Source organism: Paenibacillus sp. JT31N7 (genome assembly GCF_059692095.1).
In genome coordinates this window covers 357750-373596 of record NZ_JCAUAT010000001.1, presented here as the reverse complement: position 1 = coordinate 373596, position 15847 = coordinate 357750, and the positions used below count along the sequence as shown (strand labels likewise).

Annotated in this window: 10 protein-coding genes and 4 pseudogenes; 13 read left to right on the top strand and 1 reads right to left on the bottom strand. The window is 46.8% G+C overall.

Annotated elements, in window-relative coordinates; genetic code table 11:
- Positions 1-25: 25 nt before the first annotated feature.
- The 13 genes and pseudogenes from AC58P5_RS01625 to AC58P5_RS01565 form a co-directional block, all read left to right on the top strand.
- Positions 26-285 (top strand): annotated as a pseudogene (locus AC58P5_RS01625) (glyceraldehyde 3-phosphate dehydrogenase NAD-binding domain-containing protein); the annotation flags it as partial.
- 195 nt (positions 286-480) lie between these two features.
- Positions 481-1968 (top strand): SLC13 family permease, encoded by a 1488-nt coding sequence (locus AC58P5_RS01620; RefSeq protein ID WP_497384171.1) that lies wholly within the window; start codon positions 481-483, stop codon positions 1966-1968.
- A 17-nt stretch (positions 1969-1985) separates the two neighbouring features.
- Entirely contained in the window at positions 1986-3224 is a 1239-nt protein-coding gene (locus tag AC58P5_RS01615) for a 2,3-bisphosphoglycerate-independent phosphoglycerate mutase (protein ID WP_497384170.1), read from the top strand.
- A 979-nt stretch (positions 3225-4203) separates the two neighbouring features.
- Positions 4204-4722, top strand: coding sequence for a P-loop nucleotide/nucleoside kinase family protein (locus AC58P5_RS01610; protein WP_497384169.1), 519 nt, complete (start codon positions 4204-4206; stop codon positions 4720-4722).
- 393 nt (positions 4723-5115) lie between these two features.
- A pseudogene (locus AC58P5_RS01605) lies at positions 5116-6258 on the top strand (IS4 family transposase); the annotation flags it as partial.
- Between the two features lie 499 nt (positions 6259-6757).
- Positions 6758-8218: an Msr family ABC-F type ribosomal protection protein gene (locus AC58P5_RS01600; protein ID WP_497384168.1), complete on the top strand. Its 1461-nt coding sequence runs from the start codon at positions 6758-6760 to the stop codon at positions 8216-8218.
- Positions 8219-8260: 42 nt separating this feature from the next.
- Positions 8261-9478: an MFS transporter gene (locus AC58P5_RS01595; RefSeq protein WP_497384166.1), complete on the top strand. Its 1218-nt coding sequence runs from the start codon at positions 8261-8263 to the stop codon at positions 9476-9478.
- Positions 9479-9723: 245 nt separating this feature from the next.
- Positions 9724-9870 (top strand): annotated as a pseudogene (locus AC58P5_RS01590) (IS4 family transposase); the annotation flags it as partial.
- 274 nt (positions 9871-10144) lie between these two features.
- On the top strand, positions 10145-10492 hold the full coding sequence (locus tag AC58P5_RS01585) for a VOC family protein (RefSeq protein WP_497384165.1): 348 nt from the start codon (positions 10145-10147) through the stop codon (positions 10490-10492).
- Between the two features lie 105 nt (positions 10493-10597).
- Positions 10598-10957, top strand: a pseudogene (locus AC58P5_RS01580) (IS66 family transposase); the annotation flags it as partial.
- A gap of 460 nt (positions 10958-11417) precedes the next feature.
- Positions 11418-12095, top strand: coding sequence for a GNAT family N-acetyltransferase (locus AC58P5_RS01575; protein ID WP_497384164.1), 678 nt, complete (start codon positions 11418-11420; stop codon positions 12093-12095).
- 363 nt (positions 12096-12458) lie between these two features.
- Entirely contained in the window at positions 12459-13121 is a 663-nt protein-coding gene (locus AC58P5_RS01570) for a nitroreductase family protein (protein WP_497384163.1), read from the top strand.
- Positions 13122-13531: 410 nt separating this feature from the next.
- Complete coding sequence (locus tag AC58P5_RS01565) at positions 13532-14575, top strand: NAD(P)/FAD-dependent oxidoreductase (protein ID WP_497384162.1); 1044 nt, start codon at positions 13532-13534, stop codon at positions 14573-14575.
- Between the two features lie 195 nt (positions 14576-14770).
- Here AC58P5_RS01565 and AC58P5_RS01560 read toward each other — a convergent pair whose 3' ends face one another.
- Positions 14771-15721, bottom strand: coding sequence for an ABC transporter substrate-binding protein (locus AC58P5_RS01560; RefSeq protein WP_497386005.1), 951 nt, complete (start codon positions 15719-15721; stop codon positions 14771-14773).
- Positions 15722-15847 lie beyond the last annotated feature (126 nt).

Below are 15847 nucleotides of genomic sequence, written 5' to 3'. Positions count from 1 at the left end.
ATAAGTCCATTATTTAATTTGGAAGGTGCACGTTTTGACTATTGGCGTTGGAATCAGCGGTACAGGGAGAATTGGGCGACTATTCATTCGTAAAATTTTATCGGATCGTACTCCTTCTATTCCTTTGAGAGCTATCAATTCATCTTATCCAATTGATACAATCGCTCACTTATTAAAGTATGATTCCGTGCATGGAACGTGGGATGCCGACATTACTGTAAGCGGCATTCACTTACCGTGGACGGTCGGCGAGTGGATGTCCGATGTGAAAGGGAGCCGGAACGCATCTCTTGGCGGGAGTACGGAGTGGATATCGTTGTGGATGCGACCGGTAAATTCAATGATCCTAATGGGGAGCAGTGGAAAGAGAAGGGCGGGAACAATAACAAGATGTGATGATTACAAGAATAAAATCAAATTGATTGGCAGAAAGATATTACCTAAAATGAAAGCGTTATCACTAGACGGGGAGGGCACAAGATGTCTGAGGTCAAAGAGAGCGTAGAAAGTGATGTCAAACAGCCGCCGACCAAGAAAAAGAGCAAGATCGAGGAAAGGATGAAGAAGTGGGGGATTCCCCTGGCCATTACGGTCGTATTGCTACTTTTCTTTATGCCGACGCCTGAAGGCATGAGCGCGCAAGCCCAAAGTTCGATCGCCATATTCACCGGAGCGCTCATTCTTTGGATTACCACCCCGATTCCTATTTATTTGACATCCATCCTTGCGATTTTACTGCTTCCTTTAGTCGGAGCTGTTAAGGATCAATCGGTCGCGTTTGAAACTTTAGGGTACGACGTCATCTGGCTGATGGTCTCCGCGTTTATTCTCACCGCTGCCATGATCAAGTCGAATTTGGGCAGAAGGTTATCGTTATGGATGGTCACCAAGTTCGGTAAGACGCCGAAAACGACGTTGTTCTTATTAATTGTCATCAATTTTATTCTCGCCTTCTTCGTTCCTTCCACTACGGCTAGAGCTACACTTATGGTACCTATTTGCCTAATTTTGCTGGAAGTCTACAAAGCGATACCGGGTAAAAGCAACCTTGGAAAAACGATGATGCTTCAAGGAATTCAAGCAGACGCGATTGCGACATCGGGTGTCATGACGGCTACTTCGGGAAACATCATCGCAGTCGGATTCATTAATGACCAGGCAGGGGGCAACATCGGCTACATGGATTGGCTTCTGGCCTCTATGCCCACTGCGATCGTTACGATGCTCATCACGTTCTTCGTCGGATTAAAGCTGTTTTCATTCAAGGATGAAAACAATTTCACAAATGCTATGGATACTCTTAGGGATGAGTTAAAGAAGTTGGGCTCGTTTTCCCTGGATGAAAAGAAGGCTGTGGCGATCTTTATTTTTACTGTCATTCTATGGGCGACCGGTGACTATCACAAGGCTTGGTTTGGTTTCGAGATCAGTACGGAACAAACGGCCGTGCTGTCTGCGCTCCTGTGTCTCTTGCCCCGAGTCGGTTTGCTGACATGGAAAGAGACCAACATCAAATGGGAGCTGATGATTTTCGCGGCAGGTGCCTATGCGGTCGGTAATGCGCTGGATAAATCGAAAGGCGCAGAATGGATCATCAGCAAAGTCGTAGCCGCTCTGGGATTAGAGCAGATGAACCATGTTCTGGTTTATATCGTGGTGGTGTTCCTCAGCATGTACAGCCATCTTATCTTTACAAGCAAAACCGTCCGAGTGACGATCTTAATACCGGCATTCATCGCACTGGCCAAAACGCTCGGAATGGACCCAGTCCCGCTAGCTTTAGCCGCAGCCATGACCATGACGTACACCATCACGCTTCCGCCGCATTCCAAGGTGAATACCATCTATTTCGGGACAGGATATTTTACCGTATTGGATCAAGTGAAATATGCGGTCGTTACATGCTTTATCGGTGCTTGCGTGATCAGCTTGGCCATATTCACCTGGTTTAAAGTAATCGGAATATAGAACATTAGGAGGATACCATGCTGCATAAAAAAGTTATTTTAGCCATTGCTGACGGGGTAGGAGACCGCCCCCACCCATTGCTTAATCATGAAACGCCGTTGGAATTCGCGAAGACGCCACATTTGGACAAGCTAGCTTTGATGGGCATTTCAGGCATGATGGATTTGATCGGTTCCGGCATTCCCGTGGGTACGGATATGGGGCATATGATTTTATTCGGCTACCAGCCGCATCATTATCCCGGACGGGGGCCGATCGAGGCTTTGGGAATCGGAATGAATGTTCAGGCAGGAGATGTCGTACTTCGGTGCAATTTCGCCACGGTGGATGACAACGGAATCGTTGTCGATCGCAGAGCGGGACGGATACGGCAGGGAACGGATGAAATCGCGGATGCGATCGACGGTTTGGAGCTTCAAGGGGTAAAAGTGTATTTTAAACCGGCAACGGAACATCGAGCTGTACTTATCCTGCGGGGAGCCGGATTGAGCGAACATATAAGCGATTCGGACCCTAAAGCCCCGAACGATGGATGCCCGTATCAAGAGGTACAGCCGCTGGACGATTCCGAGGAGTCCAAGAGAACGGCATCGATCCTGAATAAGCTTCTTTCTAAATTTCACGCCATCTTATCGGATCATCCGGTCAATGCAAAACGTATCGAACAGGGCAAACTGCCCGCTAATTTTATTCTTACCAGGGGAGCGGGGAAGATGGCTCGTCTTGAGCCGGTCACGGATGAACTAAATATAAAAGGAAGCTGCATCGCGGGAGAAAGTACGGTTCTCGGTGTTGCACGGCTGGCCGGCTTTAAAGCCATCACGGATAGCAGTATGACAGGAAATATGGATACGAATATTGAGCTGAAAGCTAAACTGGCGATCGAAGAAATCACCCGCAGTGACATGGTTTTGGTACATTTCAAGGCGCCTGACCTGAAAGGTCACGATAACGAACCGCTTGAAAAAGCAAAAGCGATCGAGCAGTTCGATAAAATGGTGGGGCTTATCGCTCAGGGACTGCCTGAAAACACATATCTCGCATTGGCTGCCGATCACTCAACGCCTTGTGAGGTAGGAGAACATACTGGCGATCCCGTTCCGATTCTGATCTACGGGCCTAGCGTCCGAAGGGACCGGAATTGGCGGTACAATGAAATTGATTGTGCTTATGGAGGGCTAGGACATTTAACCGGAATTGAATTCGTCCGGACACTCCACGGTCTTATGGGCCGGGTGAAAAAACTGGGGAATTAGCTATTTCACAATGATGAAAGCAGTTGCAGGTAACATGCTGGAAGCACAGCTTGATCAACTTCGAATGAACCTTAATCGTTATCCAACAGAGGCTGGGAATTTTCCCAGTCTCTCTTTTTCATTAGATGTGGGGTAATACGCAGGCAGGATGAGTTGCACTACAGAAAATAATTTGGACCCGCAACCAGCTCGAATGGCGTACGATCCTGGACAATCCAGAGATCGCAATTTCGATTGATGTACTTGTTAGGAAAGAAGCGTGTCAATGATTCGCATCCAATCAAAACTTTTGAGATAACATGGAGACTTTTTCCTTTATTTATGCGTAAATAAAGCACGGATCCAAATCAAAAAATAATTAGGGCAATAGTTGGAAAGATGCATTTGACTCAACTGAGTTCACAGCAAATCATCCCGCATCAGTAAGTTGTCTCTTGCAAATGCTTGCGTTCCAAAAGAACAGTCAACGACAATAAATCGATAGATAAGGGGACGGAGACTTGTTATGTTAGGCATTATCGTGATTATACTGTTGTCATCGTTCTTGCTTCGCTTCACGATTAGGCAGCCGTTGTCCATACTAGGGTACAATCCAATTGGTCTGCGTCTACGGCAATTTGGAATTGCTTTACTGATTGGAGTTAAAGTTACCGCCGAGACGCTTCTGGTTAACATCGATAGCGAGATGATCGAGGTATTGGGAATACGACCCTGCCGCTCGTGTAATCCGGGAATGGCACGATGCCCGGTGGGCATCGTGCCGCTACGACGAAACGGATAAACGGATGGAAATAAGCAGCAGTCTCTGGGATCATGTGACGATGGAGCGTCGACTAAAGTGCTGAATTGGTAAATAAACTTGTAAGCCAGGAAAATAAAGTAGTAGACTGGGGAATAAAACATTAGACTAAGAACGAGAACGAGTACCTTACGTTACGAGCAGTTATGTACTGATGTTGCTGTGAAGGAGGAGAGCTTCATGCTCTATATCTTTAGTGGGTTGCCAGGCACCGGGAAGTCCACGCTATCATCCGCTCTGGCTAGGGAGTTACAGGCAACGTATCTGCGAGTCGATATCGTGGAGCAGGCTATGCGGGTTGCCGGAACGTGGGACGACGGACCTGCGGGTTACATCGTGTGTTATGCGATTGCATCGCAGAATCTTCGGCTGGGCCTTGACGTGATAGCAGATACTGTCAATCCTATCAATGAAACGCGTCAAGATTGGCGCAACGTGGCGGAATCTCTTGAAACTCCGTTTGTGGAAATCGAAGTGATCTGCTCTGACGATCGTGAACACAGGCATCGAGTCGAAACGCGTGCAGCCGATATACCCGGTTTTGTTCTACCTACTTGGGAGAAGGTCATGAACCGGCAGTATGATGTTTGGGACCGAGATCACATCGTCATCGACACAGCTCATCAGACTGTGGCCGAAAGCTTGATGACGTTAAATGAACTGTTGGATCGGGAACGCAGAAAAAGTTTAATTGATTGAGCCAACGGACAATGCGAAAGTCGTTTTTTATGAGGAGCTGCGAAGCGAGACTCTGGATTTGTCGTCCATTCTGTTATTGGCAAATGAGTATCCAATGGAGTTGCAACGGAGGTAATGGGGGGGTGGAAATATTTCCAAGCTAGTGGATAGCTTCCGAAACCTAGTAAGATTCCAAGATTCGATAATTTTAACTCTGCATATCGGTAATAAAAGTGTCGCATAACATATTTGGAATCCATCGCCCGTAACATATACTGCGAACTATTTTTTGTATCGAATGTTACATGTCGGGGGATAAGAACTCAACTTTCGCAGAGCGAAAATGGGCTTAACGATAAATGCGACATAGATTAAAAGCACTTGGAATGATAGGCTTGACGGATAATAGAAAAACACCGCTTTTTGAGTCATGGTGGCTACGCCTGGCGGCGATTTCTGCTGTCTTTGATCGGTGAAACCATCTCGCGCATGGAGTCGCTCACCTCCATGAACCGGGAGAAGGCGTTCATTTTGGGCGATTCCATGTTTGAACGCAATCGAAGTAAATCCGTTGAAATGCTGGCCCGCTATAAGGACCATGCCACAGGTGCCTTCTACATAGGCTTCCGCATGCTGACCATGGGCTGGTCCGACGGACATTCCTTTGTCACAATTGACTTTACGTTGCTCAGTTACGCTACCTCCGGTATCAATGGGATGATGGAGGGCATCGACAAACGCAGGCATGGCTACAAACGCCGGAAAGAAGCGTTTTGTTCGGCTCATTGCGACCATGCTCGACCGGGCTCTACAAGGCGGCCTTTCGGCTTCGTATGTCCTCATGGACAGCTGGTTTACGCATGCCCCACTCATTGGTGAGATTCTCCGCCGCGGGCTGCATGTCATCGGTATGGTCAAAAACGACAACAAGCGCTATCTCGTAAACGGCAGGCGCTTGAGTTTGAAGGAGCTGTATGTTGCTCCGCGTATGGAGGGAAGGAATCAGCACATTCTTCGTTTCATCCGAACCGAGTTGGCTCCGGGCATTCCGGTGACGCCCGCCTTTGTTCGTCATCGCTCGAAGAAAACGAGTGGCTGGGTCTTCTTTCTACCGATCTGACGCCGGAGGCCTCCGACATCATCCGGATCTACCGGATGCGCTGGGACATTGAGGTGTTCTTCAAGTGCACCAAATCCTTGCTGCGCCTGCAAAAAGAATTCCAGGGTCGCTCGTATGATCTGCTCGTGAGTCATAAGACGATAGTCTTTTCCCGCTACATTCTGCTGACTTGGCAGCATCGGCAAAGTACCGACGCCCGGTCGTTTGGCGGCTTATTCTATCTCCTCTGCGACGAAGTAGGCGAGTTGGATTGGGCCGCCGCCTTGCAACAACTGCTGGACCTGATCCAGGAAGTCGCCTCCAAATCCGGGAAAAAGCTCTCGGCCCTGATTCAGCGTCAACTCCAACAATGGATCGCCGCTTTGCCCAGCTACATCAGGGCTTATCTGCCCATTTCTTGCTGCGAAAGTGAGTTAAAAGGAATAGTTATGGGGTGACGTTATCATAGAACAACTACATACGACATTACGAACGGAATACGAACGAACGGAATACGAATTGACAGTTTCAGTGGTCGATGTTAATATACACTGAACAATAATCAGGAGGGTTGCGATCAATGTGGTTCACTCTATGCGCTTAAGATAAGCACTCAAGAAAAAGCGAATTTCACCACATATGTGGGCTTTTTTTGAGCTGCTTATTTCTGCGTATGAGAACATTGATCGCGGTCCGGACGGCATTTTTTTTGTGCCTTCTTTCGCTGTGCTCTGACGCGTAATTTATGCAGACCCAAGCCCGCAAATGGACTTGGGTCTGCATTTTTTATTGTTTAAAATGTTTGGCAAATTGTAGATTCATTAATATTCAGAGAAATGGAGTTATGAGGATGCAAGGCAAACACTGGTACTTCTTTATTTGATGCTCTTTTCGCAAATCCGTAGGAAAGCCTGCGGACGGAAATCGGAAGCTTCGGTATCGAAGGAGGATAAATTTATGTTATTGATAAAAGCGGAAAGTATATATGTGGAATATTTGGGGCGCGACGTGCTCGATATCGACCAGTTGGAATTGTACGATTACGATCGAATTGGTCTTGTGGGCGCGAACGGAACTGGAAAAAGCACATTGCTCAAAGCGCTTCTGGGCCAAATCCCCTTACAGCAAGGTAAGCTCAAGAGGGAAGGGACGTTCACCTACATTCCTCAGTTGGAAGAGGCGATTGTCCAAGATGTGCAGGATTACGCCATTATGGGCAAATTAGGCATCGACCGTGTGCAAACGGAGTCCATGAGCGGCGGGGAAGTGACACGGGTAAAGATTGCGCAGGCGCTGTCTGAAGAGACACACGGCATTTTTGCCGACGAGCCGACATGCCATCTGGACTGGGAAGGCATCGACTTTCTCGTTAACCGGCTCAAACATTACGCTGGAGCTTTGCTCATCATCAGTCATGATCGCCACTTCCTGGACCGGGTCGTCGATAAGATCTGGGAGCTGAAAGACGGAAGAATCACTGAATATTGGGGTGGCTATACCGACTATCTGGCACAAAAGGAAGAGGAACGACAAAGACAGGCTGCACAATACAAGCAATATGTAGCGGAACGGGAGCGGCTGGAACAGGCGATCGAGGAGAAGAAAAGTCAAGCCCGCAAGCTTGATCAAAGGACAAAAGGGGCCGACAGAAAAAACAGCACGGATAGCGGGGGACGCCTTGGCCATCAGAAATCCCAGGGCAGCAAGCAGAAGAAGCTCCATAATGCTGCCCAAAATATGGAGAGAAGAATCAATTCGCTGGGAGAAGTTGACGCGCCCGAAGCCATACGCAGCGTGCAATTCCGTCAGAGCAAAGCGCTGGAATTGCATAATTCATTTCCGATTGTGGGCAAAGATCTCCACAAACGGTTCGGGGACAAGGTGATTTTCGACAACGTGTCTTTCCAGTTCCCGCTCGGCAGCAAGATCGCGATCACCGGCACCAACGGGGTCGGAAAAACCACGCTGTTCAACATGATCAGAGATCGGGAAAACGGAATTACGATATCTCCTAAAGCAGAAATCGGCTGCTTTGTCCAAACCGGCTACAAGTTCAAGCGGAATCAGAACGTCATGGCCTTCATGCAGGAAATTTGCGAATACCCCGTTTCGGACATTCGGGCGGTACTTGCATCAATGGGATTCACGCATCAGGATGTTCGCAAAGAACTGGCCGTATTAAGCGGCGGAGAAATGATAAAGCTCCAGTTAGCCCAATTGCTGCTTGGGCGCTACAACATCCTGCTTATGGACGAACCGAGCAATTTTCTGGATATTCCCGCCGTGGAAGCGCTGGAGACCATGATGCAGAATTACCTGGGCACCATCGTATTTATCTCCCACGATGCGCGTCTGATCGAGGGCGTTGCCGATCAGGTGTACGAAGTAAAGAACGATCGGCTTGTTCGATTAAAGTAATGAGCAAATTAGGCGATGAGCAGAATAAAGGAGAAATCATTGATGCATAGACAATGGAAAAAAACCTTCGTATTGATTTTCAGCGGACAAATCTTTTCAATCTTAACGTCCGCTATGGTTCAGTTTTCAATTATCTGGCATTTGACCGAGACAACAGGTTCGGCTGCCGTGTTGATGATCGCAGGTCTCGCCGGCTTCCTGCCGCAAGCGCTCCTGGGTCCGTTCATCGGTGTATGGCTTGATCGATGGAATCGTAAGCTTACGATCATGGTTGCGGATAGCGCCATTGCGTTATCCAGTTTGGTTCTAGGCGCCTGGTTCTTTTGGGGCGATCCGAGTTTGTGGGTTGTCTATGCGATACTGCTCATTCGATCGGCAGCAACATCCTTCCATGCTCCGTCGTTCCAGGCCGCGATTCCATTGATTGCGCCGGAGGAACAATTAACCAAGGTAGCCGGCTGGCATCAGTTGGTGTTCTCGGCGTCCACCGTACTCGGACCGGCGCTTGGAATAGCGGTTTACTCGGCAACTTCCTTAGGATTGGTAATGCTCTTGGATGTGGCGGGCGCTCTATTGGCCAACCTTATGCTGCTGCTGGTCAAGATTCATCAACCGAAGCCGGAGGCCGTTCCAGCGCCTTCGTTTCGAAAGGAATTTACTCTTGGCTGGAAAGCGTTCCTTTCTGTGAAGCCTGTTGTCACGATTACGGTCGCAATGGCTGTCTTTAGCGTCGTTTTTATGCCTCTTGCCATGCTTTTTCCCCTGATAACGCTGTCGCACTTCAACCGCGGAGGGTATAGCGCCAGCTTGATTGAGGCGGTGTTCGGTATTGGCATGATACTTGGCGGCGCACTGTTGTCGGTTCTTGGTTCTAAATGGAGGGATTCCACGTATATGAACCTTAGTTTGGGCGCGATTGGATTCGCCTGCGTCCTGAGCGGGGTGGTCGGAAGTGAAGCGTTCCTTGCTTTTGCCGTCTTGTCTTTCATCATGGGTGCAGCTGCGCCTTTGTTCAATGGTCCCTATATGGCGATGATTCAGAAGTCATATGAACCTGAGAAATTAGGGCGCGTTCTCTCATTTGTCACGAGCATTGGACTGTTGGCCTCCCCGATCGGACTGGTGCTGGCGGGACCGGTCGTCGAACGTTTCGGGGTTCAAATGTGGTTTTTTGGGTCGGGGATTGTCGTGGTTTTGATCGGAATTTATCTATTCCTCAAGTTTCATAGCACAGGCAAAGAGCAAAGACTCGGTCACTAATCGATAAGATCGTCTCATCCGTGTCCCAGCTTTAGTGCGCTAGAATAGGGGCAGTCTAAGACTTTATTTTTGGGTCCTAGGCTGCCTTCAGTTTTTAAGAGGGATATTTGCTGTTAAGCATAAGGCAAGCACTGAGCGGCCATGATGTTGAAGGCACGCGACGGAAAGGAGGCTCTACAACATACTGGTATTGATGTACCGGGGCAGTTGTGCAAAGGTATTGACATTTCGCAGAGCAAAATCAGCTGCAACACCTACTCGATCTCATTAACGAAATTGCTACAAAAGCAGGCCAAAAACTCTCGGCTCTAATTCAGCGTCAACTACAGAATTGGATTTCCAGTTTGCCCAGTTACATCAATGCTTGTTTGCCGGTTTCATGCTGCGAAAGTTGGGATAAGCACAACTATGCTTTAAAATCGCGCAGTTGCGGCTTTTTTGTTTTAACGATATATGCTTTTGTCAAAACTAAGGACAAGAACATATATCGTTTGCCGATTGAGGATAAGCACATGTATTGGTTTACCTGAAAGATGCATCGACTGCAATGCTCGGCACACGCAATTCCGCGTAGATATAGTTGAAAAAGGAACTTAAATTTAAATCTCGAATATCTTAATGGAATCGGTTAGCTAAAAATTTGATGACAGACAGGAGATAGATACGATGATAAAAGGTTTCGGAGGAATATTTTGGAGAACTAAAAATATTGAAGTTATAAAAAAATGGTACAGTGAAGTGTTACAGATTGAAATAGAAAATTGGAACGGGGCGGTGATAAAACCCCAATTAGGAAATGAGACTATCTTTTCATTCTTTACCGAGAATGACAGTTATTTTCCAACAGAACAACAAGTGATGTTAAATTTCCAAGTACATAATCTAAACGAAACTATTAAGCATCTTGAACATATCGGTGTACCTCTTGCAAAGAAAAAAGAGATTAGTGAATTTGGAAAGTTTATTTGGATTGAAGATCCTGAAGGTCGACTGATTGAGCTTTGGGAGAAATAACGAGTTGTCATTCATTCGCTATTGAGCTAACGGGTAACGTTAGTTGAATAGTAATCTCTCGACGGCTTGCAATGTTACAAAGGGACGGTTCTGGTCGATGTCCAGATGCCTAAAAGTCTGCTGGGCCAGGCGATTGCCTATAGCTTAAACCAATGGGATAGGCTGACAGCGTTTCTGAAAGACGGTAGGCTGGAGATCGACAACAACCGGAGTGAGAGGTCGATCAAACCGTTTGTGATCGGGCGAAAGAACTGGCTTTTTGCGAATACACCTCGGGGCGCAAAAGCTAGTGCAGCCGTATACAGCGTGATTGAAACAGCGAAAGAGAACGGACTGCATCCGTTCCGGTACCTCAAGTACCTATTTGAGCAATTACCGCAGCTCCCTTATCTCCAAGCTTCGGAAACGCTTAAACCGCATATGCCCTGGTCCTCTTCATTACCAGATACCTGTCGCATGCCTTAATACTCTCATCCATCATACGCGGGCTTCCATCTGACTTCTAGGCGGGGCCTATTTGACGCTCACGATTAAATTATAGGCGAAGCTTTCATTTACATTTTGTATCAGGGCATGGTATTTCATCGTTTTACATACATATGAACAAAATTGTAATTAAGCAGACTTATGTCGTTTTATGTGAGATACAAGTCTGCTTATTTAATGACCACGCCGAAACAACTATGCTTGAATTAAGGTCATAGACTGGGGGGCGTTAAGCTAACGGCAGCATAGTTCAAAATTAACCTGGTGAATCTTATTGCAAGTAACGGAAAGTTTTTTGGTTGAAATGTAAAAAAGTCCGTTTAAGCTGCTTTGGAAAGATGATATCCTTGACACAGATTATGGTGAGAGCGAGTGATCTTTGATGATAATTAAATTGTGCGGGGAAAGGGTGGAGGATAACGATAGAGGAGGCAAATCTTTGTACAATCATCTGGAACTAATGAGCATTCAAGCTGAAGTTCTCTATATTCACGATCATGCTGGACGTATCACAACGATTAATGAGCCTACGAACCAGTCTGCTCCTCGATTTTTTTGGGGACAGACCGAGGCTGGCAGCATTGTAAGATTCCGCAGCGACACATCCGACCGCTTAGTCCACGACATCCTGCAATTCATGGGTCAGAGGGATTCAACCGAGCAGCTTGCTAATGTTATTCGGGTATTGGAAAAGGACAGAGGAATTAAAGGCATATGGATGGGTCCCGCTTTTGCATTTCCAGAAATCGTAAAAGATTACACAGACGCTACATTGGTCACTGAAGACAATAAATACTGTTTGGAACCAGGATTTCCTGCTCTATTACCAGAACTGAAGTTTCGTGGGCCTTGTTTTATGGTAACGGAAAACAACATGGCGGTATCTGTCTGTTTTAGCGCAAGAAGTAGTGAGAAGGCGGCAGAGGCCGGAGTCGAGACATTGAAAGATTATCGAGGTAAAGGATATGCGATGCGCGTAACCTCCTCGTGGGCTCAAGCGATACGACAGTCTCGAAGGATGCCTTTATACAGTACATCATGGGACAATTATTCTTCCCAGTCTATTGCAAAACGTCTCCGTCTTAACCTTTATGGAACGGACATTTCAATCTATTAAGGTTTAGAAATTAAAAAGAAAGGCCATCCCGCAAAGGATGGCCTTAAAACTTGCCGTTGGAGATTCGGTTGATCGAAAAATCTCAAAAGGATGAGACATATGCACCGGAAATCTGTATCTCCTCAAACAGCTCAAGGGAATGGTTACAAGAATCGTACGACAAGAGGAAAATCCGAGAAGTTTAAGAATGAAGCCACCAATTCCTGCTATTAGCCGATTTGATGCAAGTATAATTTCCGGATTGCAATGTGAGCCGGAACGTTATATACTGTAATCAAATATGTTTCAGTATGTTGTTCGGCCGCTTATTTAAGATATACTGTGCCTGATAGGAGCGCAGTAATTATTGAGGAGGAGAGAGCTATGTCCATTTTACAAACATCTCTATCGGTGGAGCAGCAGCAGTTTTTCAATATTATTAAGGATCGCCGGTCCGTCCGAAGCTATGATCCCGATGTCAAGATTTCGCGGGAGGAAATGAACGAAATCTTGCAGCAAACGACGCTGGCTCCTTCAGCCGCCAATTTGCAGCCGTGGAGGTTCCTCGTTATCGACTCGCCGGAGCTGAAGCAAAAGCTGCTTCCGATCGCGTATAATCAGCAGCAAGTGATCGAGGCTTCGGCCGTCATTGCAGTCTTAGGAGATATGGAGAGCTACAAATTAGCCGAAAAAATTTATGGAATGACGGCTGATGCGGGTTACATGCCTGCAGAGACGGCTAAATCGTTTGTGGAGCGCTATGAAGAGATGTTCAAAAGCATGCCTGCGGAAAAAATTCGGCGAATTGTTTCTATTGACGGTGGATTGGTAGCCATGCAGCTCATGCTTGTAGCCCGTGCCAAAGGCTACGATACGGTCCCGATGGCCGGCTATGACGAGGCCAAGTTCGTTGAAGCCTTCCATATTTCAGAGCGGTACGCTCCTGTTATGCTGATCGCCATCGGCAAGTCGGCGAAGCCGGGACATCCGACGGTAAGATTGCCGATTGAGGATGTCGCTTTCTACAACGAAATGCCTAAGGCATAAACATTTCAGAACGAAAAGACGCCAAAGGATTCAATGGGATCCCGGCGTCTTTTTTGCTTAGCCGACGTCGCATGGTTGCGGCTTTTTTGTTTTAACGCGCTTTCTGGCAGGAAAATTAATTTATAACGATACATTCCGAAGAAATATTTAGATATCTATTGTAAGGTTGAGGGGGAATAGGAAGGTGGGAAACCGTTCGATTTATAAGTAAGAGACCATGATTGGATTTATTATGTGGGATGATGTTCCAAACAACGGGATATGTGTGATTCCTCGTTTGATGATTGATGATTGTGGGGACTAGTATTAGTGCTCGCTTTCTACGAACAGAGAGTGCATTCTATCTTTAATTGTTTTTTACGAACCTCCAGCTATCCAAAATAACATATTAGTGTCAGGAGGAAACGTGCATGATCAGGAAACAAAAAATTGTAGTGATTGGTGCAGGGATTGTTGGCGCATCAATGACTTACAACTTGGCAAAGCGGAATCAGGATGTCACTTTAATCGAGTGCAATTCAACGGTTGCCTGTGAAGTAACCGAAAAATCTTTCGCTTGGATTCATTCATCGGGCCGGGTTTCACAAAATTATCGGCATTTGTATGATGCAGCACTAAACGAATATCATGCCTTAGAAAAAGAAATGACTGAGTTAAAGATAAACTGGCACGGAGCACTAACATGGGGAGTTCCTGCAAATATGGAGGAGTCTCGTATACAAAAATTAAATCGGCAGCAGATCATTGAGCTGGAGCCTAACTTGAGGGAATATCCGGAAGAAGCTTTTTACGCGCGCGAAGAAGGCGCTGTTGATCCTATTTGGACAACAAAACTTCTGGTGGATAAGGCTGAAGAAAATGGAGCGGAAATACTTTTTGATACGAAAGTGATGAAAATAAGGATAGAGGATGCCAAGGTTGTTGGCGTTCACACCTCAAACGGTTTTATCGAATCGGATGTTATCGTAGTAGCAACCGGAGCAACTTTACCAGAACTCTGTAAGCCGTTAGGCCTCGATGTTCCTGTCGCTCCTTCGCCTTCTATTATTATTCGCATGAAATCGAATGAAAAGTTAATCCATACTTTAATCTCGAATTCACAATTTGAAGCAAGACAACTAACCGACGATACGCTAATAGCGGCCGAAGATTATAGGGATGAGTCCGGAGAAAATGGGCCGGAGGCAATTGGAAAACGAACGTTTGAAAGCCTTCGTCATGGTTTAAAAGGCGGAGAGAAATTGGAATTGGAAAGTATCCAGGTAGGAATGAGACCTATGCCTGTAGACGGATACCCCATTGTTGGCTTTTATGATCAGATAGAGGGGCTGTATCTAACCGTTATGCATTCAGCCATTACGTTGGCTCCTGTTATTAGTCGCTTGGCTGCAAGCGAAATAATAGACAACGTACGGTTGATAGAATTAGAAAGCTGCCGGTTATCCAGATTTTAAACGTTTGAATATTGCTGCGCTGGAAACAGAAGTTATCCATAATGTAGTCATCAAGTTCATCTATGGTGGTCACAGTGTCGGATGTCGGAGGACAAGAATTTATAGAGTAGACACTTAGAGCAAAGCAGCCCGCCCTCGGATGAGGAACGAGCTGCTTTTTTAGTTTTCACGGTTACACGTTGTAAGCACGGACGCCTACAAGCTCAGCTTCTCGAACCGGACTTTAATGTCCTCAACCAGCAGCTTGGCCGCTATGATGCCGCCCGATGTATTCCACACCGCTTCATTGACATTGAAGGCCCGTTGTTTTTTTACAACGTTCAGATTTTGTCCGAGAGGGCTTTTCAGCCATTCGTCCGCCGTCTTGGAGGCATCGGTTTCACCTTTGCGGTCGGAAGTGAAATAGAAGAACACATCGCCATCAAGCACGTTCATTTGTTCCATTGTAAGATCGTCGGTGAACTTATCTTTGTTTTGAGCTTCCGGGCGGGCAAAACCCAGCTGTTCAAGGACGACGCCGGCGAAATTGTTTTTGTAGTAAACGCGCACTTTTCCGGGCTGGAATCGGGCCAGCGAAACACGCATTTTCGTTTTATCGCCCAGGGCCGCCTTCGTTTGCTCAATGGCCTTGTTGTAGTTATCCAGCGCCGCTTTTCCTTCGGCTTCTTTGTTTAGCGCCTTCGCAACCAGCTCGAAGTTTTCAATCATGCTATCGCCGAGATTCTCCGTAAAGACGGTTGGCGCAATAGCGGAAAGCTGCGGATATATTTTTTCGTGGCGGACCTTGGTTCCTAAAATAATATCCGGTTTCAGGCTGGCGATAAGCTCCAGATTGGGCTGCGACTCGTCGCCGATAACTTTGACGCCGTCCATCTTATCTTTGATATGATCAAACCAGGGCTCGCCAATCCACGATTTTACCGCAGCGACCGGTTTAATGCCAAGTTCCAATAAAGATTCGGTGCCTTGGTTCGTCAACACGACGACGCGCTGCGGCGTTCCGGTAATGGGCGTGTCGCCCATCGCATGTTTAATCGTGCGGACCGGAGCATCGCTGTCCTTCACTTCTGGCGGCTGGGATGCGTTCGGTTTGGCGCAGGCTGCGACAAGTAAGGACATGATGAGGAGGAGGAGAAGCAACGCCATCCATTTTTTTGATCTTCCCAACAGTAATACCCCTTTCGGTTTCCCTCATTTATAAAAATGATTATCATTCTCAATAGAGATTAACAGACGACTCCCTTAATTTGAATGATGCGGCTTTCCATGAAA

Coding starts and splice junctions, on each gene's coding strand:
- AC58P5_RS01595 (WP_497384166.1), top strand. CDS start 8,261: ATGCATAGACAATGGAAAAAAACCTTCGTATTGATTTTCAGCGGACAA.
- AC58P5_RS01600 (WP_497384168.1), top strand. CDS start 6,758: ATGTTATTGATAAAAGCGGAAAGTATATATGTGGAATATTTGGGGCGC.
- AC58P5_RS01620 (WP_497384171.1), top strand. CDS start 481: ATGTCTGAGGTCAAAGAGAGCGTAGAAAGTGATGTCAAACAGCCGCCG.
- AC58P5_RS01570 (WP_497384163.1), top strand. CDS start 12,459: ATGTCCATTTTACAAACATCTCTATCGGTGGAGCAGCAGCAGTTTTTC.
- AC58P5_RS01615 (WP_497384170.1), top strand. CDS start 1,986: ATGCTGCATAAAAAAGTTATTTTAGCCATTGCTGACGGGGTAGGAGAC.
- AC58P5_RS01610 (WP_497384169.1), top strand. CDS start 4,204: ATGCTCTATATCTTTAGTGGGTTGCCAGGCACCGGGAAGTCCACGCTA.
- AC58P5_RS01560 (WP_497386005.1), bottom strand. CDS start 15,721: ATGGCGTTGCTTCTCCTCCTCCTCATCATGTCCTTACTTGTCGCAGCC.
- AC58P5_RS01565 (WP_497384162.1), top strand. CDS start 13,532: ATGATCAGGAAACAAAAAATTGTAGTGATTGGTGCAGGGATTGTTGGC.
- AC58P5_RS01585 (WP_497384165.1), top strand. CDS start 10,145: ATGATAAAAGGTTTCGGAGGAATATTTTGGAGAACTAAAAATATTGAA.